The sequence below is a fragment of the Mesorhizobium sp. 128a genome (genome assembly GCF_053848025.1).
Genome location: NZ_JBSPKY010000022.1, coordinates 12,012 through 29,714, shown reverse-complemented (window position 1 = coordinate 29,714; position 17,703 = coordinate 12,012). Strand labels below are relative to the sequence as shown.

Sequence of the window (17,703 nt, the reverse complement as noted above, 5' to 3'; positions counted from 1 at the left end):
GCATGGCCGCCTACGACTACATCCATGACGGCAACGCGATCTACGAGCGCTCCTTCGCAATTATCCGCGCCGAAGCCGACCTGTCGCGCTTTTCGGACGCCGAAGCCGATGTCGCCATCCGCATGATCCATGCCTGCGGCCAGGTCGAAGCCGCCAGCCATTTCGTCTTCTCCAGCGATTTCGTCGCCGCCGCCCGCACCGCGCTTTCAGCCGGCGCGCCGATCTTCTGCGACGCGGAAATGGTTTCCCACGGCGTTACCCGCGCCCGGCTGCCGGCCGGCAATGAGGTGATCTGCACGCTGCGCGACGCACGCACGCACGACATCGCCAGGAAGATCGGCAACACCCGCTCGGCCGCCGCGATCGACCTCTGGGGCGAGCGCATGGCCGGTTCGATCGTGGCCATAGGCAACGCTCCAACCGCACTCTTCTATCTCCTCGAAAAACTGCGCGACGGTGCGCCGAAGCCGGCAGCCATCATCGGCATGCCGGTCGGCTTCGTCGGTGCGGCCGAATCCAAGGATGCGCTGGCTGAGAATTCCTACGGCGTGCCTTATGCCATCGTGCGTGGCAGGCTTGGCGGCAGCGCCATGACCGCCGCCGCGCTCAATTCGCTGGCGAGGCCCGGCCTGTGAACGCGCTTGTCCAAGAAGGGTCGGCCAAAGGCCGCCTCGTCGGCGTCGGCACCGGTCCCGGCGACCCCGAACTGTTGACGCTGAAGGCCGCCCGCGTCCTGGCCGAGGCCGATGTCGTGGCGTATTTCGCCAAGCGCGGCAACAACAGCAACGCCCGCGCCATCGTCGAGGCGCGCTTTCGGGCGGACATGCTGGAACTGCCGCTGCTCTATCCCGTCACCACCGAGATCGACAAGGATCACGACGACTACCGCTCGCAGATCACCGATTTCTACGAGCAGTCGGCTGAACAAGTGGCGGAACACCTCGAAGCCGGCCGGATGGTGGCCGTGCTGTCGGAAGGCGACCCGCTGTTCTACGGCTCCTACATGCATCTGCATGTGCGCCTCGCGCACCGCTTTCCGACCGAAGTCGTCCCCGGCGTCACCGCAATGTCCGGCTGCTGGTCGCAGACCGGTGTGCCGATCGTTCAGGGCGACGATGTGCTGACGGTCTTGCCGGGCACGATGAGCGAGTTCGAGCTGACTCGCCGTCTCGCCGATACCGACGCCGCCGTCATCATGAAGGTCGGCCGCAACCTGCCCAAGATCAGGCGCGCGCTGGAGGCGACCGGCAAGCTCGCCCGCGCCGTCTATGTCGAGCGCGGCACCATGGCCGGCAGCGTCTCGATGAAGCTCGCCGACAAGCCTGACGACAAGGCGCCATATTTCGCCATCGTTCTGGTCGCCGGCTGGTCCGGCCGGCCTGGCGTTATGGGAATGGGAGTTAAGCCATGAGTGGCCGCCTGACCGTCATCGGCCTCGGGCCCGGCAATGCCGATCAGGTCACGCCGGAAGCCAGCAATGCCGTCGCCGAGGCAAAGTTCTTCTATGGCTACAAACCCTATCTCGACCGGCTGGACTTGCGCCCGGACCAGACCCGCGTCGCTTCCGACAATCGTGAGGAACTCGCCCGCTCCAGGGACGCGCTGGCAAAGGCCGCCGAGGGCCATGACGTCGCCGTCGTCTCCGGCGGCGATCCCGGCGTGTTCGCCATGGCGGCTGCCGTCTGCGAGGCCATCGAGGCCGGTCCGGCCGAATGGCGCGCCGTCGATGTGGCCGTCGTGCCCGGCGTCACCGCCATGCTCGCGGTTGCGGCCCGGATCGGCGCCCCGCTCGGCCATGATTTCTGCGCCATCTCGCTGTCGGACAATCTCAAACCTTGGGAACTGATCGAACTGCGCCTTTTGGCAGCGGCCGGCGCCGGCTTCGTCATTGCGCTCTACAATCCGATCAGCAAGGCGCGACCGTGGCAGCTTGGCCGCGCCTTCGAGTGCCTCACCGCCATCCTGCCCGGCACCACGCCGGTGATCTTCGGCCGCGCCGCCGGACGGCACGACGAGCGTATCGAGGTGTTTCTGCTGGCCGAGGTCGAGGCCGAAAAAGCCGACATGGCGACCTGCATCATCATCGGCTCGCCGGAAACCAGGATCATCAAGCGTGGCGACAAGCCGGCGCTGGTCTACACGCCGCGTTCCGCGACAGGGTCGAGAACATGATCGACCAGCGCGGTGAGCTCATCGACGGTTTCGGCGTAAGGCACGCCCGGCAGGACGGGCCTGCGTATCATGACCACCTCGATGCCAAGCGCCCGTGCCGCCGCAATCTTGCCGTAGGTCGCTTCGCCGCCGCTGTTCTTGGACACGACGACATCGATGCGATGGCTCTCGAGCAGTTCGCATTCATCCGCCTCGCGAAACGGGCCGCGCGCCAAAAGGTAAGTCGCATCCGGCACCGCCAGCTTCGGTTCGACCGGATCGACACTGCGAATGAGATAATGGTGCTGCGGCGCCGCCTCGAAAGCGCCGACCTCCTGCCGGCCAAGGGCCAGGAAGACACGGCGCGGCGCCCGCCCAAGCGCCTTAACGGCATCGCCGACCATGTCGACCGGCGTCCAGCGATCGCTTGCGACAGGCTCCCAGCCCGGGCGTCGCAGTGCCAGGATCGGCACGCCGGCGATGCGCGCGGCTTGCGCCGCATTGGCGGAGATTTGCGCGGCATAGGGATGCGTCGCGTCGATCAGCAGGTCGGTGCCTGCCTGCCTGAGATAGGCGGCCAGCCCATCGGAGCCGCCAAATCCGCCGCTGCGCACCGGCACGCCTTGCGCCATCGGGCTTTCGGTACGGCCGGCCAGCGACAGGGTAATAGACAGATCGCTCCGCGCGGCCAGCTTTCCCGCCAGTTGCCGGGCTTCGCTGGTTCCGCCGAGGATCAGAATGCGGTGGGTCATCATGCCTGCTAACGGTCCGCACGGCGCCAGATGGCTCTCCATCGTCGGCATCGGCGAGGACGGTTTAGCGGGTCTCGGCGACGAGGCCAAGCGGCTGATCGCAGAGGCCGAGATCATCTTCGGCGGCAAGCGGCACCTAGGGCTGGTCGCGTCCCTTGCCAAGGACGAGCCGCGTTCCTGGCCGGTTCCCTTCGATCCGGGCATGGCGGACGTGCTGGCGCTCGCCGGCCGGCGCGTCTGCGTGCTCGCCTCCGGCGACCCGTTCTTCCATGGCGTCGGCGCCACACTGGCCCGCAAGGTGAGGCCTGAGCAGATGCATGTCATCCCTGCACCCTCGGCCATTTCGCTGGCGGCGGCGCGGCTTGGCTGGCCCTTGCAGGACATCGAGACCGTCTCGCTGCATGGCCGGCCGCTCGACCTGATCCGGCCATTGCTGCAGCCCAATGCGCGCATCCTGGCGCTGACATCGGACGGCGACGCGCCCGCGGCGATCGCGCGCCTGCTCACTGAGCTCGATTTCGGCGCTTCGCGGCTGACGGTCCTGGAAGCGCTCGGCGGGCCAGACGAGATGCAGCGCTCGGCTCGTGCCGATGCTTTCGATCTTGGAGATATCAATCCGCTCAACGTGCTGGCGCTCGAACTTGAATCGACACCGGAAGCGCGCATCCTGCCGTTGGCCGTTGGCCGCGCCGATCATCTGTTCGAGCATGATGGCCAGATCACCAAGCACGATATCCGCGCCATGACGCTTGCAGCTTTGGCACCGCGGCGTGGCGAGTTGCTGTGGGACATCGGCGCCGGTTCCGGCTCCATAGGCATCGAATGGATGCTGGCCCACCCTTCGATGCGCGCCATCGCCATCGAGGCTGACAAAGACCGTGCAGTCCGCATCGCCCGCAACGCCGCGCATTGCGGCGTGCCCGGTCTTGTCGTGGTGGAAGGGTCGGCACCCAAGGCGCTTCACAAGCTGGAGACGCCGGACGCTATCTTCATCGGCGGTGGCGGGAGTGACATCGGCGTGCTGAATGCCGCCATCAAGGCGCTGCCATCCGGCGGCCGTCTCGTCGCCAATGCCGTTACGCTGGAGATGGAGGCCCTGCTTCTGGCCCAGCACACAAAGCGTGGCGGCGATCTCACCCGCATCGCCATTTCCCGCGCTTCCCCTGTCGGCTCGATGCAGGCCTGGCGGCCGGCCATGCCGGTCACCCAATGGAGCTGGATGAAACCATGATGGTCGCGGGCATCGGCAGCCGGAAGGGCGTGAGCGTCGAAGATGTGCTGGCGGCGATCGAAACCGCTGTTGAAGCGCATGGGCTGACGATGACGGCGCTGTCCGCACTGGCCACAGCCGCGCTCAAGAAGGGTGAAGAAGCGATCGCCGCCGCCGGCCGCACGCTCAATCTTCCGGTCATCATCGTCGACGACGCAGCCCTTCAGTCCGCCTCGTCGGCGGTGCTCAGCCGTTCCGACGTTTCGCAAGAACGCGCCGGCACGCCATCCGTCTCCGAGGCATCAGCGCTTGCCGTCGCCGGCGCCGGTGCAAAACTGCTCGGGCCCCGCACGGTGCTCGGCCCGGTCACCTGCGCCATCGCCATCAGCGGAGATGCGCCATGACCGTCCATTTCATCGGCGCCGGTCCGGGCGCCGCCGATCTCATCACCTTGCGTGGCGCAAAACTCCTAGCAAGCTGCCCGGTCTGCCTGCATGCCGGCTCCATCGTCGCGCCCGAATTGCTGCAGCACTGCGCGCCGGGAACGAAACTGATCGACACCGCGCCGATGTCGCTCGACGAGATCGAGGCTGAGTATGTGGCAGCCCACAAGGCCGGCCACGATGTCGCCCGCCTGCATTCCGGCGACCTGTCGGTGTGGAGCGCGGTGGCCGAGCAGATCCGCCGGCTGGAAAAGCATGGCATCCCTTACACGCTGACGCCTGGCGTCCCCTCCTTCGCTGCCGCTGCCGCAGCGCTGCGTCGCGAACTGACCATCCCCGAAGTCGCGCAAAGCCTGGTGCTGACGCGAATATCCGGCCGCGCCTCGAAAATGCCGCCGGGCGAAACGCTGGCCGGCTTCGGCCGTACCGGCGCTACGCTCGCCATTCATCTCGCCATCCACGCCATCGACCGCGTCGTCGCCGAATTGACACCGCATTATGGCGGCGATTGCCCGGTGGCGGTTGTCTTTCGCGCCTCCTGGCCGGACGAACGCGTGCTGACCGGCACGCTGGCGACCATCGAGGCGCAGCTCGCCGCCGACCCGATGGAGCGCACGGCAATCATCTTCGTCGGCTCTTCACTCGCGGCTGAAGGCTTTGGCGAGAGTTCATTGTACGACGCCCACTACCAGCGGCGTTTTCGCGGACGGGACGGACTGTGAGCGGCAACGAGAAGAACAAGGGCGAAAACGCCACGCTCGACCGGGCGCTTGCTCGGCTGAACTTCAAGCCGCGCCGACTCGAGCCCGGCCATGTCTGGCTGGCCGGCGCCGGCCCCGGCGACCCCGGTTGCCTGACGCTGGAGGTGTTGGCGGCTTTGGCCGAAGCCGATGCGCTGGTCTACGACGCGCTGGTTTCCCCTGACGTTGTTGCCGTTGCGGAGAATGCCGAGTTGTTCTTCGCGGGAAAACGCGGCGGCAAGCCGTCGATGAAGCAGGACGACATCACGGCTCTGCTGGTGCGGCTGGCGCGCGAAGGCCGCTGTGTCGTCCGGCTGAAGGGCGGCGATCCCTATATTTTCGGCCGTGGCGGCGAAGAAGCACTGGCGCTGGCGCGCGAAAACATCCCGTTCCGGGTGCTGCCCGGCCTGACATCAGGCCTGAGTGCGCTGGCCGCCACCGGCATCCCGGCCACCATGCGCGGCATCAACAAGGCGGTCATCCTGGCGACCGGACACGCCGCCGGCACCGATGACGATCTCGACTGGGCGGCCATCGCCCGCACCGGCCAACCTGTGGTCATCTATATGGGCATGGCCAATCTGCCGATCATCGCCGCATCGCTGCTGGAAGGAGGACTAGCGCCGTCGACGCCGGCGGCGGTCATCGTTTCGGCGACGACGCCGCAGGAGCGCACCGTCGTCGCGACACTCGCCACTATCGCCGAGGCTGCCGCCGTCGCCGGGCTCGCCTCGCCGGCATTGATTGTCGTTGGCGGCATCGTCGCCATGCGCGCGGCACTGGGGGGCGATCAATGACCCGCGCCATCATCATCGGCGCGCCGCGCTCCGGCTCCGGCAAGACCAGCGTCACCATCGGCATTTTGCGCGCGCTCGCCCGGCGCGGCATCAAGGTGCGCGGCGCCAAATCCGGTCCCGACTACATCGACCCCGGTTTTCACACCGCGGCGACCGGCCTCTCCGGCGTCAATCTCGACAGCTGGGCAATGTCGCCCGACCTGCTCAATGCGCTGGCGGGGAACGCCACCGAGGATGCCGATTTCATCTTCCTCGAAAGCGCCATGGGCCTGTTCGACGGCATACCGGCCGCGCAAGGCCGCACCGGATCGGCAGCCGACCTGGCGCGGCTCTACCATCTGCCGGTGCTTTTGGTGCTCGACGTCTCCGGCCAGTCGACGACGGCGGCGGCAGTCGCCAAGGGGTTTGCCACGTACGATCCCGATGTGCGCATGGCCGGTGTCGTGCTCAACCGTCTCGGCAGCGAGCGTCACCGCAAGCTGTGCAGCCAGGCCATCGAAGCGCTCGGCCTGCCAGTCGTCGGCAGCATATTGCGCGATCCCGCGCTCAATCTGCCGGAGCGCCATCTCGGCCTCGTCCAGGCCGGCGAATACGCCGACCTGATGGCGCATCTCGACCGGCTCGCCGACATGGTCGAAAAATCGCTCGACCTCGACGCCATCATGGCGCTGGCCGCGCCGTTTGCGCCTGAAGCGGGCAGTTTCGGTGACGCCTTGCCACCGCCCGGCCAGCGCATCGCGCTGGCCGAAGACGCCGCCTTCACCTTCCTGTATCCGCATGTCGCCGCCCATTGGCGCCAGGCCGGCGCGGAGATCGTGCCGTTCTCCCCACTCGCCGACGAAGCGCCGGCGCAGGATTGCGATGTCTGCTGGCTGCCCGGCGGCTATCCCGAGCTTCACGCCGGCCGCCTCGCGGCGGCGACCAATTTCCGCACTGGCATGGCAAGGTTTGCCGAGACAAAACCCGTTCATGGCGAGTGCGGCGGCTTCATGGTGCTGGGCGAGGCACTCGAGGATGCGTCCGGCGAAACGCACAAAATGCTCGGTCTGCTCGGCCACTCCACCAGCTTCGCCAAGCGCAAGATGAACCTCGGCTACCGCGAGGCGCGGCTGCGCGCCGCTTGCCCGCTGGGAGCGGAAGGCACGCTGATCCGCGGCCATGAATTCCACTATGCGCAGATGACTGCCACCGGCAATGACGAGCCGCTGGCCGACCTCGCCGACGGCCAGGGCAATCCACTCGGCGCTTCCGGCTACCGGCGCGGCCATGTCAGCGGCACCTTCTTCCATGCCATCGCGAGGAGCGGATGAGCACAGTCCCCTCACCTCGGCAGGCACTCGACGACGTCGCGCTCTGCCTCGTCTTCTTCACCCGGCTGCCGCTCCCGGTCTTCGACTTTCGCGGCCGTAGCCTTGCCGCTGCGATCTGGGCCGCGCCCATCGCCGGCCTCGCCGTGGCGCTGGTTGGCGCCGTTGTCTACGCCGTCGGTGTAAAGCTCGGCCTTGCCGCAGGTCCGGCGGCCGCCCTTGCCCTTGCCGCAACGCTGCTCGCCACTGGCTGCCTGCACGAGGACGGGCTGTCGGATGTCGCCGACGGCTTTGGCGGCGGCAAGACCCGCGATAAAAAACTGGAGATCATGCGTGACAGCCGAATCGGCGCCTATGGCGCTTCGGCGCTTGGCCTGTCGCTGCTCATCCGCTGGAGCGCGCTGTCGCAGCTGGCCAACCCGACAAGCGTTCTCTTCGCCCTGATCGCTGCCCATGCTGCTTCGCGTGGCCTGCTGGGCGCGTTCATGCATCTGGCGGCGCCGGCGCGCCATGACGGCCTGTCTGCCGGCGCCGGCGATATCTCCCTGCAAACCGCAGTACTCGGCCCCGCCATCGGCGCCGTCGCCCTGCTGGCTCTGGGCCTCGGCGGCGGACTTGCCGCGCTCATCCTGCTTGCCCTCGTCTTCAGCGCCTTTCGCGCGCTCTGCCTCAACCAGATCGGTGGCCAGACCGGCGATACGATCGGTGCCCTGCAGCAACTGGGTGAGATCACCGTCCTGCTCGTCGCTTCCGTTTTCCTTTCCTGAATCATCCTCGGAGATCCTGCCCCCATGCCCTTCAAATCACTCGATGAACTGCGCGCAGCCTGCCTCGATTTGCCCACAGGCAGCGACGCCGCGGCCAATGCCGTCGCCCGCCGCCAGGACACGCTGACCAAGCCGCAAGGCAGCCTTGGCCGGCTGGAGACCATCGCCGCCTGGCTGGCGCGCTGGCAGGGCCGCGACATGCCAAAGCTGGACCGCGTAAAAGTCTTCGTCTTCGCTGGCAACCATGGCGTGACCGCGCAGGGCGTATCGGCCTTCCCGTCTGAGGTGACCGTGCAGATGGTGGCGAATTTCGCCGGCGGCGGTGCTGCCATCAACCAGCTTGCCCGCATCGCGGGTGCGGAACTCGACGTCATCCCGCTCGACCTCGACCATCCGACCGGTGACTTCACGCAGACCCTGGCGATGGACGAAAAGACCTTCCTTACCGCCGTCTCGGCCGGCTACGACGCTGTGACCGGCGATATCGACCTCGTCTGCTTCGGCGAGATGGGCATCGGCAACACCACCCCGGCGGCCGCCATTTCAACCGCTCTGTTCGGCGGCGGCGCGGAAAAATGGACGGGCAGAGGCACCGGCGTCGACGATGCCGGGCTGAAGCGCAAGGTCACCGCAATAGAAGCCGGCCTCGAGCGCCATGCCGCCGCACTGTCCGATCCACTGAAGATCGCCGCCGCCCTTGGCGGCCGCGAACTCGCCGCCATCTTCGGCGCCACACTCGCCGCGCGCCGCAACAATGTGCCTGTGCTGCTCGACGGCTTCGTCTGCACCGCTGCCGCAGCGCCCCTAGCACGGCTGCACCCAAGCGGCCTCGCCCACACCATTGCCGCCCACGTTTCGGCCGAATCCGGCCACCGCCGCCTGCTCGAAGCGCTCGGCCTGCCGCCGCTGCTCGATCTCGGCATGCGGCTCGGCGAAGGCTCCGGCGCCTGCCTCGCCGTCAACATAGTGCGCTCTGCGCTGGAGTGTCACGCGAGGATGGCAAGTTTCGCAGAGGCCGGCGTGTCGGAGAAGTAAACACGGCGAGGCAGGCCCCCCAACGACGCGCCTAGACTAGGGGCGCAATAAAAAACCCCGCGCAAGCGGGGCTTTTAAAGAGCGACAGGTCGGAATCAGAATTTGTAGGCAAGTCCAACGCGAACATCGTTGGTGGTCAGATCAAGCCTGACTTGTTCTGTCGGGAAGTTGAACGGCGCAGGTTGCGATTTGCGGCCATAGTCGGAATAGCGGTATTCGACGCGCGCAATCAAATTGTCGGTCATGGCATATTCAAGTCCGGCGCCTGCCGTCCAGCCAACCATGTTATCGCTGTGCTCGAGCGACCCATTTTCTGAGCCGGAGTAATGACCGATGGCAAGACCGCCAGTTACAAATGGCAGGAAACGATCGAATGCGTAGCCAGCACGCAGGCGCGCCGATCCGAACCATTTTAACTCACCGCTTGCGACGACACCGGGGAAAGTAGAAAACGTATTGTCCCCATTTACGTCGGCGAAATTGGCATCCGCTTCAACGCCGATGACATAGTTGCCGTTGAACTGGTAGTTGTAGCCAACATATGCACCGCCAAAGCCGCCTTTAGGATCGACGGAGGTGCTGATGAAGGGGGGGCCGGCCGGAGACCCGGCTCCGTCGTAAGTTGAATTTCCCCAAGCGTACCCAGCCTCCGCACCCACATAGAGACCGGTCCAGGTATAAGCCGCAGGCTCAGTCGGCAGTGGGGAAAGATCGGCCGCCAATGCGGGGGTGGCAAATGCAAGCGAAGCAAGAAAGGCAAATTTCAGTGTGCGCATCGGGCCGTTCCTAGGAGAGAAACAGATGATCCAAGTTTAGCGCGGTTCTCCAGCAAGCTATGTAACCTTTCTGCCACAAATTGGAAAAATGCTCGATCACAAGCCGAGAGAGACGGGGCCATTACTGCCGCTATCAAGGATAGGCGACGGATAGCAGTCATCACAGAGCTCTGGCTTGATCCCGTCGGCCGCCCTCTCAGAACTGTGCGGCATGACGATTCCGCCTCAATGCCCTGCTATCGAGCGCCTGGACAAGGCCAGCAAGAAACTCGGCCGCCCGCCAGTGACCGCGTAAATCCCACGTGGGACGTGGGACGGTGATTTACCGTCCCACGTTCTCCCTGTGTTCTCAGGGTCTTTCCACCTAAGCTTTTGAAATCTTTGGTGGGTGCGCACAGGATTGAACTGTGGACCCGCTGATTAAGAGTCAGCTGCTCTACCAACTGAGCTACGCACCCACTCGAACGCGGGAGGTTCGCGCCTCGTCTGGACGAACTTCATGACAAGGCGTTCGGCATCATGACTCGGAACCGTTGTCGAACAGTTCGCGAACAGTCTCTTACTACGGAGACGGAGACGGTTACACGAGACAGAGAAGAGACCGTCACCGACACTTTTTACCGAAAAGGAGATTTTAGACCGCCAAAATCGCGAAACGTCGAGAACGTCACCAACGCCGCAAGAGGGCTTCGGAGGAAAGAGGTGCCAAGAACCAACGTCGGTGCTCTTGCTCCTGCGTCACAGCCCCAAAGTCCAGCTTTCCGGCAAGGCTTCCCTGACCATCTGGGCCTGCTCAACTTTGACAGCTTCGATCAACTCGGCCGCAGCCGACAGGACAAGGTCTGCCGAGCGGTCGACCTCATCAAGGCGCCGCATAATCCGAAAGCGAAGACGCACAAGTCGATGAAGCTCGGAACGCCTGTCTCCAATGGTCAGAGATTCAAAACGCATAACAGCAACTCAAAACTCGGTGGTGCTGACATTAAGCGTCGCTCAGATCGGTTGCCCCAGCGAGATCGCCATAGGGCGAACCTCACCGGCTTCGCCATCGTCCCAGCTGCTACTGCCAGCTGGCTTCCATGATGAGCGCGCCAATGAATTGGCTCGGCGGCTACGGCTTCTGGGCCTTTTTGTGAGCCGGCGCCTGCTTTACAATGATGCTTACACGAACGATTTCTGAGGAGGCGCCCGGCCCCAGCCTGGTTGCAGGGCGGCTTCTGCGATGCGTCTTATATTAGAAAGAAACGATATATTAACGGCTGTGACGCACCCTCCACATCACGGGGACGGGAAACCACCTCCCTCATCGACGTTACAACGCGCGCCCTGGAGCGCCGGAAAACGCTCGACCAATGCGGAGCAAACGCATGAGTGTCGTCGGAGCAGCTCTCGAACAATTGCTGCGGTTGATTCATCGCCGAGCCCTTAAAATAGCGGCGTTTCCCGAGGATGAAAGGGATACACACTACGATCTCATCCGCCTGTCATGTTGCGCAGCCGCCGAGCACATTGGGCAAAGTCCTGATGAGGCAGCCATCACGGCAAACGATATGGTTCAGTTTGTTCGCGCACTGGTCGGAATCATTGAGGTGGGCGGCGGATCAGACCAAGAGCGAAGCGCCGATCGGCCGGCGCCGACGCGACATTTTGGTAGCCGTGAGAATAGCACTACGCGCATCTAGGGATTGCGACGCAAATCGGCCGGCCGGGATCAGCGGCCGGTGTTCTTCACCTGCATTCCTGACTATGCCGGTATCGACCGGCGACGAACGGGCGGAACACCTTGGCCGGCTTCGTGCCCGAAAACGTGCCCAAATGGCTTTTCGGACAACCGAACGTTTCGGCTCCGAAATAATATCCCACTGAATTCCTTGAGGAATTTGGTGGGTGCGCACAGGATTGAACTGTGGACCCGCTGATTAAGAGTCAGCTGCTCTACCAACTGAGCTACGCACCCACTCGACCGGCAAAACCGGTGTTGGCGGGCATATAGCCGCCGATACCGGTCCTGTCCAGCCCTGCCGGAATCATTTCCCGACAAAACGCCGAAGTGCCGCAGATGCTCAAACGAACAGCTTGCCTTCCGCCACCTTCACCGCATGGCCGCCTATGCGCGCGGAGGCCAGTTTTCCGGCCTCGACAGTGAGCTCGAGCCGGATGCGCGACGGCCTGCCCATCTCCAGCCCCTGCTCGATCCACAGCTGCGAAATGCCGTCGGTCGGCCCGTCGAAATGCATGATGGCGCCGGCAAAGGCGGCTGCAGCAGAACCCGTTGCCGGGTCTTCGTAGGATGGCGTGCCCGGCACGATCATGCGGACATGGAAAGCGCTGTCATGGTTCACCGTCTGGCGGCAATAGACATACGGGCTGGCAAAAGCCCATTCGCTCTTGTGCGGTGCCAGTTCCGACCAGGCCTGGTTGTCCAGCTTGATCCGGCCCGCCACCTCCAGGTTGGCGACGGGAATGGTGACGTAGGGCACGCCGGCGGACCAGAACGATACCAGGTGATTCTCGAAGCCGATTTCGTGCGGCGCCAGGCCAAGGGCAGCACCAATCGCATGCGGGTCGGCCTCCAGCTTCAACGGCTCCGGCAACTTGGCCAGGTCGAACTCGGCAAAGGTGGCGCCATCGTGCTTGCTCACCGCGCAGCGCACCGGGCCGATATTCTCCTCCAGCACGAAGATTCCGGCGTCGCCCTCGCCTGCCAGTTCGGCCAGCGCAATCGCCGCGCCGACGGTCGGGTGACCGGCAAACGGCATTTCATAGTCAGGCGTGAAGATGCGGATACGGTTGCGATGTTTTGGATCGTCCGGCGGCAGCACGAAAACCGATTCGGAGAGGTTGAACTCGCGGGCGATGGCCTGCATGGCCGCTGTGTCCAGCCCCTTGCTGTCGAGCACGACAGCCAGCGGATTTCCGGCCAGCCGTTCGGTCGTAAACACATCGTAGAGCAAGTAATTGCGCGTCTGCATCTTGGAAAACCTTCCGCCTCAATCCGAACATGGCCGAAATTTGATTTGATATTCGAACCACCAAGCCTGATCTGTGCACATATAGGGATATTACGCTTTCATAGGGGTCCGGCGTGGACCAGCTTGTCAATCTGCCAAAGACGGAATCGGATTCCGCCATCGAGGTGGCACTGGGGCTCGACCAGAATGGCGTGCGCAAGAACCGCCGCCGCTTCTGGCTTTACGCGCTGCTGGCGCTGATCGCCTTTGCCGGCGGCCTCGCCGGCTACCAATGGTATGCCGGCGCTCCCGCCAAGATCGACTACACCACCACGCCGGCCACAATTGCCGATCTCACCGTCGCGGTGTCGGCGACCGGCACGCTGCAGCCGCTCACCCAGGTCGATATATCGAGCGAACTGTCGGGCATCATCCGCTCGGTCTCGGCCGAGGAGAACCAGCAGGTCAAGAAGGGCGACGTGCTGGCGACGCTCGACACGGTGAAACTCGAGGTCCAGATCGAACGCGCCGAGGCTTCCGCCAAGGCGGCTGCGGCAGCCGTCGAGACCGCCAAGGTGACACTGCAGGAAAACGAAAGCGCCCTGACCCGCGCGGCAGCCCTCACCAAACGCGGCATGGCGACCGACCAGTCGCTCGAAGCCGCAACCGCCACGCGCGACCGCGCCAGGGCGGCCCTCGACAGCGCGCAAGCCAATCTCGCAATCGCTGAGGCCGACCTCAAGGCGCAGCAGACCGACCTTGCCAAGAGCACCATCTATGCGCCGATCGACGGCATCGTGCTGACGCGCTCGGTCGACCCCGGCCAGACGGTCGCCTCCTCGCTGCAGGCGCCGGTGCTGTTCATCATCGCCGCCGATTTGAGGAACATGGAACTGGTGGCGGCGGTCGACGAAGCCGATATCGGCGCAGTCAAATCAGGCCAGCATGCGCGCTTCACCGTCGATGCCTTTCCGGAGCGGCCGTTCGACGCCGAGATACGCGACATCTCCTACGCCTCGGTCACCACCGACGGCGTCGTCACCTACAATGCGCGGCTCGAGGTCGACAACAATGAGGTGCTGCTGCGGCCGGGCATGACCGCCACGGTTTCGGTCGTCACCAGGCAAGCCAAAAGCGTGCTCACCGTACCCTCCACCGCCTTCCGCTACCGGCCGGCGCAGCAGGCGGCCCGCGGCTGGAGCCTCAGCGACCTGTTCACCGGCCGCATGGGCCGCCCCAACCGGCAGCGCGACGTGGCGAAGGCGCCCACCGACGGCTCGCGCACGCTCTACGTGCTTGAAAACGGCCGGCCAAATCCGGTCAACGTCAAGATCGGCTCCACCGACGGCGAGTTGACCGAGATCACGTCCGGCCTCGACGAAGGCGCAGAGGTTATCACCGCCTCGCAGCTGCGGAGCTGACGCCGTGGCCGCGGGCGCGACCCTCATCGGCTTCGACACGGTCTGGAAGAGTTATGGCCAGGGCGAAGCCAAGGTGCATGCGCTGGCCGGCGTCGATCTTGCCATCCAGCGTGGCGAATTCGTCGCCATCATGGGTCCGTCCGGTTCGGGCAAGTCGACGACGATGAACATCATCGGCTGCCTCGACACGCCGACCGCCGGAACCTATTCCTTCATGGGCATCGATGCCGGCCGGCTCGACCGCAACCGCCGCGCGCTTCTGCGCAATCTCTATATCGGCTTCGTCTTCCAGGGCTACAATCTGCTGCCGCGCACCACGGCGGCGGAGAATGTCGAGCTGCCGCTGATCTATCGCGGCGCCCCGGCCCGCGAGCGCCGCGACCTCGCCATGCAGGCCCTGGCCGAGGTCGGCCTTGTCGGCCGCGAGCACCACACGCCGGCCGAACTTTCCGGCGGCCAGCAGCAGCGCGTGGCGATCGCACGCGCCATCGTGACCCGGCCGACGCTGCTTGTCGCCGACGAGCCGACCGGCAATCTCGACACCGCCCGCACGCATGAGATCATGGAGCTGTTGACGCGGCTGAACCGCGAGCTTGGCCTGACCATCGCCATGGTCACCCACGAGGCCGACGTAGCTGATTATGCCGAACGCACTATTCGCTTCCTCGACGGCCACGTCGCTTCCGACTCGAAGGATCTCGAGGTAGCCCAATGATCTGGGAAACCGTCCGCCTGTCCCTGCGCTCCATCCGCCGCAATGTCTTGCGCTCGTTCCTGACGCTGCTCGGCATCGTCATCGGCGTCGCCGCCGTCATCGCCATGCTGACCATCGGCTCGGGCACCACGGCCAAGGTCAAATCCGACATCGCCAAGCTCGGCTCCAACCTGCTCGTCGTCCGTTCCGGCCGCCCGGCGGGCATGGGTGGGCCGGGAGGCCTCGACCAGGCGGTGCGGCCGCTGGCCGACAAGGATGTTGCCGCACTTGTCGCGCATCTGACCGGCGCGCGCGCCATTTCGCCGGCCTCGCAAAAGCAGGTTCGCGTCATCTTCGGCACCGAGAGCCTGACCTCGGGCGTCACCGGCACCGACAGCGCCTATCTCGACGCGCGCGACTGGAAGCTGGTTTCGGGACGGCCATTCTCGGATTCGGAGACACGCTCCGGCACCGGCGTGTGCCTGATAGGCGAGACGGTGCGCCAGCAATTCTTCGGCGCCGGCGATCCCGAGGGCGAGATCATCCGCGTCAACCGCACCTCGTGCAAGATCATCGGCCTGCTCGAACCCAAGGGCTATACCGGCTTCGGCCAGGACCAGGACAATGTCGTCCTGATGCCGCTCGCCGCCTATCAGCGCCGCATCGCCGGCAACCGCGACATCGACAACATCTATGTCGCTGCCGACGACCGCACGCCGACCACCGAATTGCAGCCGCGCGTCGAGGACATCTTGCGCGATACAAGGCGCATCACGCCCGACCGCGAAGACGATTTCTCGATCCGCGACATGACCCAGATCGCCGACGCCATGGCCAGCGCCACCACCACCATGACCGGCATGCTGGGCGCAGTCGCCGGTGTCAGCCTGCTGGTCGGCGGCATCGGCATCATGAACATCATGCTGGTGTTGGTCACCGAGCGTACTCGCGAGATCGGAATCAGGCTGGCCATCGGCGCGCATGAAAAGCACATCCTCATCCAGTTCCTTGTCGAGGCGACGGTGCTGTCGCTGCTCGGCGGCATCATCGGCATCCTGATCGGCCTGGCGCTGGCCGGCCTCGCCTCGGCGACGCTGGCCATACCGTTTGCGCCGAGCCCGGCGGTCATCCTGCTTGCCGTCGGCTTTTCGGCGCTGATCGGCATGGTGTTCGGCTTCTTCCCGGCGCTGCGCGGCGCCAGGCTCGACCCGATCGACGCGCTAAGGCATGAGTGATGCCAGCAAAGCTAGCGACTGGACAAAGAGACGTGCGAGCTCACGTGACTGGTCATACATCACCTCTCGTCGATTCGAGATTGAAAAGAACGCGCTCCAACACATATTCATCGCCGTCGAAGACGAACTCGGCGCGATCAAATCCATAGCCCCAATGCTCTGGAGCACCCGCTACTACTTCTTTCCCATCGATGGTCGTGAACGCCGGTAAGGCCCACACCGTGTCCCTCGGCATGCCTCTTAGCGCTTCGCCACTGTAGCAATAGGCGAAGCCGCGGTTTCGTCCGTCATCAATATCGATATTTGTTGTGTTTATTGACCGAAGGGCCTCATGAGCCGCCAGCCTCGCGGTCTGCTCCACCGGCCATTTGTCCTGCCTTAAAGACGTGTCCGCCGGATAGAAAGCGGCCGCCCCCTCAATACTGCCTCTCAGCCCTACCAATTGTGTCCCGTCGCGGCGCAGTGCGCCGAAATCTGGCTGCCAGAAGCCACCATTCAACCCTAGTGTCAGTCCGTCGTCGCGCGTCTGCTTCTGCGCCTTTTTCCGCGCTTCGCGGATTTCGCTCGCAAAGGAGGCTTGGGTGGTCGTGTCCAAGAGAGTCTGGGAGATAGTCCAGTATCGGGCAGCGTTCGTTGGCCGGTACTTGCGCACAATCTCCCGCTCCGGCTCGGTCAGCTTCCAGCGCGAAAAGGCGGAGCAACTTCGTCCGAACGCCGGGTAGGTCCTTGTGAGGCCCAGGAGTGCGAGCTGGTAGTCATTCTGCGCTGAATGATACTGGCTACGCGTGATGATGTTCTGCGGCCCGCTGGCGTGGAAGGCATCGAACTCGGCGCGCGTCGCGCGCTCGATGGTCGCCTTGTCAAAGCGCAACACCGATTTCGCGCTGCGATAGGCGTCGTCCGTCATGTACCCCGTGCCGAACGCGACCGTATCGGCATTGTCATAGACGACCATCACCGGCAGGAAATCCGCGAGCACGCCGCCATTTTCCGTTGTGTCGCCGCGGCAGGCGTCGGGCGCGCGCACCACCACTGCCTTGCCGTCGCTCATGCGTTGACCCCACACGGTGGGGATCAGGCCAGCTTCATAGGTTGAGGAACTGTCCTTGTAGTGGATATTGAGAACGCTGCACCCGACGACGATGTCGTAGTGGAGCGGTTCGCCCTTGTAGGCAAAGTCGACCTTTAACCGGAAATAGGTGCCGCGATCGACAAAGGCCTTTTCGGTGAAGGTCCCGCGACCGGTCAGAAGCTGTCCGCTCTGGGTCAAGGTCACCCAGAGGACGCCAAGCACGACAAGACCACCAATGACCAAAATAAGCCTTCGCAACGCAACCCTCGCAACCGCCGCATGGTTCGCAATGGTTCGCCTCTTCGCGTTAATTCCCAGTGAGCAGCATTGCTAAAATCTGGCTGGCCGTATC

Annotated in this window: 19 protein-coding genes and 2 tRNA genes; 15 read left to right on the top strand and 6 right to left on the bottom strand. The window is 64.5% G+C overall.

Annotation, left to right across the window (positions count from 1 at the left end):
- Positions 1-2 precede the first annotated feature (2 nt).
- Genes ACWTU9_RS28010 through ACWTU9_RS28000 form a run of 3 tightly spaced genes read left to right on the top strand, consistent with a single transcriptional unit; the run spans position 3 to position 2,172 of the window.
- Positions 3-635, top strand: a complete 633-nt coding sequence (locus tag ACWTU9_RS28010) for a precorrin-8X methylmutase (protein WP_455861148.1) — start codon at positions 3-5, stop codon at positions 633-635.
- The gene (locus tag ACWTU9_RS28005; RefSeq protein ID WP_455861147.1) at positions 632-1,411 is read left to right on the top strand and encodes a precorrin-2 C(20)-methyltransferase; all 780 of its coding nucleotides are present in this window, start codon (positions 632-634) and stop codon (positions 1,409-1,411) included. Before ACWTU9_RS28010 ends, ACWTU9_RS28005 begins: the two co-directional genes overlap by 4 nt.
- The gene (locus ACWTU9_RS28000) at positions 1,408-2,172 is read left to right on the top strand and encodes a precorrin-3B C(17)-methyltransferase (protein ID WP_455861146.1); all 765 of its coding nucleotides are present in this window, start codon (positions 1,408-1,410) and stop codon (positions 2,170-2,172) included. The genes ACWTU9_RS28005 and ACWTU9_RS28000 overlap by 4 nt, the downstream gene beginning before the upstream one ends.
- Here ACWTU9_RS28000 and ACWTU9_RS27995 read toward each other — a convergent pair.
- Entirely contained in the window at positions 2,136-2,903 is a 768-nt protein-coding gene (locus ACWTU9_RS27995; protein ID WP_455861145.1) for a cobalt-precorrin-6A reductase, read from the bottom strand. The two genes, ACWTU9_RS28000 and ACWTU9_RS27995, sit on opposite strands and share 37 nt — an antisense overlap.
- Position 2,904: 1 nt before the next feature.
- Here ACWTU9_RS27995 and cbiE point away from each other — a divergent pair, with 1 nt between their 5' ends.
- The 7 genes from cbiE to cobT are packed head-to-tail and all read left to right on the top strand — an operon-like array spanning position 2,905 to position 9,202.
- Positions 2,905-4,134 (top strand): precorrin-6y C5,15-methyltransferase (decarboxylating) subunit CbiE, encoded by a 1,230-nt coding sequence (gene cbiE / locus ACWTU9_RS27990; protein ID WP_455861144.1) that lies wholly within the window; start codon positions 2,905-2,907, stop codon positions 4,132-4,134.
- A complete protein-coding gene (locus ACWTU9_RS27985; protein ID WP_455861143.1) occupies positions 4,131-4,517 on the top strand; it encodes a cobalamin biosynthesis protein in 387 nt (128 codons plus the stop codon). Before cbiE ends, ACWTU9_RS27985 begins: the two co-directional genes overlap by 4 nt.
- The gene (cobM, locus tag ACWTU9_RS27980) at positions 4,514-5,278 is read left to right on the top strand and encodes a precorrin-4 C(11)-methyltransferase (protein WP_455861142.1); all 765 of its coding nucleotides are present in this window, start codon (positions 4,514-4,516) and stop codon (positions 5,276-5,278) included. The genes ACWTU9_RS27985 and cobM overlap by 4 nt, the downstream gene beginning before the upstream one ends.
- Positions 5,275-6,093, top strand: a complete 819-nt coding sequence (cobA, locus tag ACWTU9_RS27975; protein WP_455861141.1) for a uroporphyrinogen-III C-methyltransferase — start codon at positions 5,275-5,277, stop codon at positions 6,091-6,093. The genes cobM and cobA overlap by 4 nt, the downstream gene beginning before the upstream one ends.
- On the top strand, positions 6,090-7,403 hold the full coding sequence (locus tag ACWTU9_RS27970; RefSeq protein ID WP_455861140.1) for a cobyrinate a,c-diamide synthase: 1,314 nt from the start codon (positions 6,090-6,092) through the stop codon (positions 7,401-7,403). Before cobA ends, ACWTU9_RS27970 begins: the two co-directional genes overlap by 4 nt.
- Positions 7,400-8,167, top strand: a complete 768-nt coding sequence (locus ACWTU9_RS27965; protein ID WP_455861139.1) for an adenosylcobinamide-GDP ribazoletransferase — start codon at positions 7,400-7,402, stop codon at positions 8,165-8,167. The genes ACWTU9_RS27970 and ACWTU9_RS27965 overlap by 4 nt, the downstream gene beginning before the upstream one ends.
- Positions 8,168-8,191: 24 nt before the next feature.
- The gene (gene cobT, locus ACWTU9_RS27960) at positions 8,192-9,202 is read left to right on the top strand and encodes a nicotinate-nucleotide--dimethylbenzimidazole phosphoribosyltransferase (protein WP_455861138.1); all 1,011 of its coding nucleotides are present in this window, start codon (positions 8,192-8,194) and stop codon (positions 9,200-9,202) included.
- A gap of 95 nt (positions 9,203-9,297) precedes the next feature.
- Here the strand turns inward: cobT and ACWTU9_RS27955 are convergent, their stop codons facing one another.
- Positions 9,298-9,978 carry an outer membrane protein gene (locus ACWTU9_RS27955; RefSeq protein WP_455861137.1) on the bottom strand — a complete coding sequence of 227 codons (681 nt, stop codon included), beginning with the start codon at positions 9,976-9,978 and terminating at the stop codon, positions 9,298-9,300.
- A 382-nt stretch (positions 9,979-10,360) separates the two neighbouring features.
- Positions 10,361-10,436 (bottom strand) — tRNA-Lys (locus tag ACWTU9_RS27950).
- 244 nt (positions 10,437-10,680) lie between these two features.
- Here ACWTU9_RS27950 and ACWTU9_RS27945 point away from each other — a divergent pair.
- Together ACWTU9_RS27945 and ACWTU9_RS27940 are read left to right on the top strand one after the other, a co-directional pair.
- Complete coding sequence (locus ACWTU9_RS27945; RefSeq protein WP_455861136.1) at positions 10,681-11,061, top strand: hypothetical protein; 381 nt, start codon at positions 10,681-10,683, stop codon at positions 11,059-11,061.
- Positions 11,062-11,345: 284 nt separating this feature from the next.
- A complete protein-coding gene (locus ACWTU9_RS27940; protein ID WP_454587936.1) occupies positions 11,346-11,660 on the top strand; it encodes a hypothetical protein in 315 nt (104 codons plus the stop codon).
- 199 nt (positions 11,661-11,859) lie between these two features.
- Here the strand turns inward: ACWTU9_RS27940 and ACWTU9_RS27935 are convergent.
- Both ACWTU9_RS27935 and ACWTU9_RS27930 read right to left on the bottom strand, forming a co-directional pair.
- Positions 11,860-11,935: transfer RNA gene (locus tag ACWTU9_RS27935), tRNA-Lys, on the bottom strand.
- A gap of 106 nt (positions 11,936-12,041) precedes the next feature.
- Positions 12,042-12,950 (bottom strand): PhzF family phenazine biosynthesis protein, encoded by a 909-nt coding sequence (locus ACWTU9_RS27930; protein ID WP_455861135.1) that lies wholly within the window; start codon positions 12,948-12,950, stop codon positions 12,042-12,044.
- A 113-nt stretch (positions 12,951-13,063) separates the two neighbouring features.
- Here ACWTU9_RS27930 and ACWTU9_RS27925 point away from each other — a divergent pair, with 113 nt between their 5' ends.
- From ACWTU9_RS27925 to ACWTU9_RS27915, 3 genes are read left to right on the top strand one after another with little or no spacing between them, the layout of a single operon-like run.
- The gene (locus tag ACWTU9_RS27925; RefSeq protein ID WP_455861134.1) at positions 13,064-14,350 is read left to right on the top strand and encodes an efflux RND transporter periplasmic adaptor subunit; all 1,287 of its coding nucleotides are present in this window, start codon (positions 13,064-13,066) and stop codon (positions 14,348-14,350) included.
- 4 nt (positions 14,351-14,354) lie between these two features.
- Positions 14,355-15,065, top strand: coding sequence for an ABC transporter ATP-binding protein (locus tag ACWTU9_RS27920; protein ID WP_455861133.1), 711 nt, complete (start codon positions 14,355-14,357; stop codon positions 15,063-15,065).
- Complete coding sequence (locus ACWTU9_RS27915) at positions 15,062-16,279, top strand: ABC transporter permease (protein ID WP_455861132.1); 1,218 nt, start codon at positions 15,062-15,064, stop codon at positions 16,277-16,279. Before ACWTU9_RS27920 ends, ACWTU9_RS27915 begins: the two co-directional genes overlap by 4 nt.
- Before the next feature lie 52 nt (positions 16,280-16,331).
- On the opposite strand, the gene ACWTU9_RS27910 is transcribed toward ACWTU9_RS27915, so the two are convergent.
- Positions 16,332-17,573 carry a hypothetical protein gene (locus ACWTU9_RS27910; protein WP_455861131.1) on the bottom strand — a complete coding sequence of 414 codons (1,242 nt, stop codon included), beginning with the start codon at positions 17,571-17,573 and terminating at the stop codon, positions 16,332-16,334.
- Positions 17,574-17,703 lie beyond the last annotated feature (130 nt).

What these genes read in the sequence shown, in the direction of transcription:
- ACWTU9_RS28010 (WP_455861148.1), top strand. Translation starts at nt 3, where the DNA reads ATGGCCGCCTACGACTACATCCATGACGGCAACGCGATCTACGAGCGC.
- ACWTU9_RS28000 (WP_455861146.1), top strand. Translation starts at nt 1,408, where the DNA reads ATGAGTGGCCGCCTGACCGTCATCGGCCTCGGGCCCGGCAATGCCGAT.
- ACWTU9_RS27995 (WP_455861145.1), bottom strand. Translation starts at nt 2,903, where the DNA reads ATGACCCACCGCATTCTGATCCTCGGCGGAACCAGCGAAGCCCGGCAA.
- cbiE (WP_455861144.1), top strand. Translation starts at nt 2,905, where the DNA reads ATGCCTGCTAACGGTCCGCACGGCGCCAGATGGCTCTCCATCGTCGGC.
- ACWTU9_RS27985 (WP_455861143.1), top strand. Translation starts at nt 4,131, where the DNA reads ATGATGGTCGCGGGCATCGGCAGCCGGAAGGGCGTGAGCGTCGAAGAT.
- cobM (WP_455861142.1), top strand. Translation starts at nt 4,514, where the DNA reads ATGACCGTCCATTTCATCGGCGCCGGTCCGGGCGCCGCCGATCTCATC.
- ACWTU9_RS27970 (WP_455861140.1), top strand. Translation starts at nt 6,090, where the DNA reads ATGACCCGCGCCATCATCATCGGCGCGCCGCGCTCCGGCTCCGGCAAG.
- ACWTU9_RS27965 (WP_455861139.1), top strand. Translation starts at nt 7,400, where the DNA reads ATGAGCACAGTCCCCTCACCTCGGCAGGCACTCGACGACGTCGCGCTC.
- cobT (WP_455861138.1), top strand. Translation starts at nt 8,192, where the DNA reads ATGCCCTTCAAATCACTCGATGAACTGCGCGCAGCCTGCCTCGATTTG.
- ACWTU9_RS27955 (WP_455861137.1), bottom strand. Translation starts at nt 9,978, where the DNA reads ATGCGCACACTGAAATTTGCCTTTCTTGCTTCGCTTGCATTTGCCACC.
- ACWTU9_RS27940 (WP_454587936.1), top strand. Translation starts at nt 11,346, where the DNA reads ATGAGTGTCGTCGGAGCAGCTCTCGAACAATTGCTGCGGTTGATTCAT.
- ACWTU9_RS27930 (WP_455861135.1), bottom strand. Translation starts at nt 12,950, where the DNA reads ATGCAGACGCGCAATTACTTGCTCTACGATGTGTTTACGACCGAACGG.
- ACWTU9_RS27915 (WP_455861132.1), top strand. Translation starts at nt 15,062, where the DNA reads ATGATCTGGGAAACCGTCCGCCTGTCCCTGCGCTCCATCCGCCGCAAT.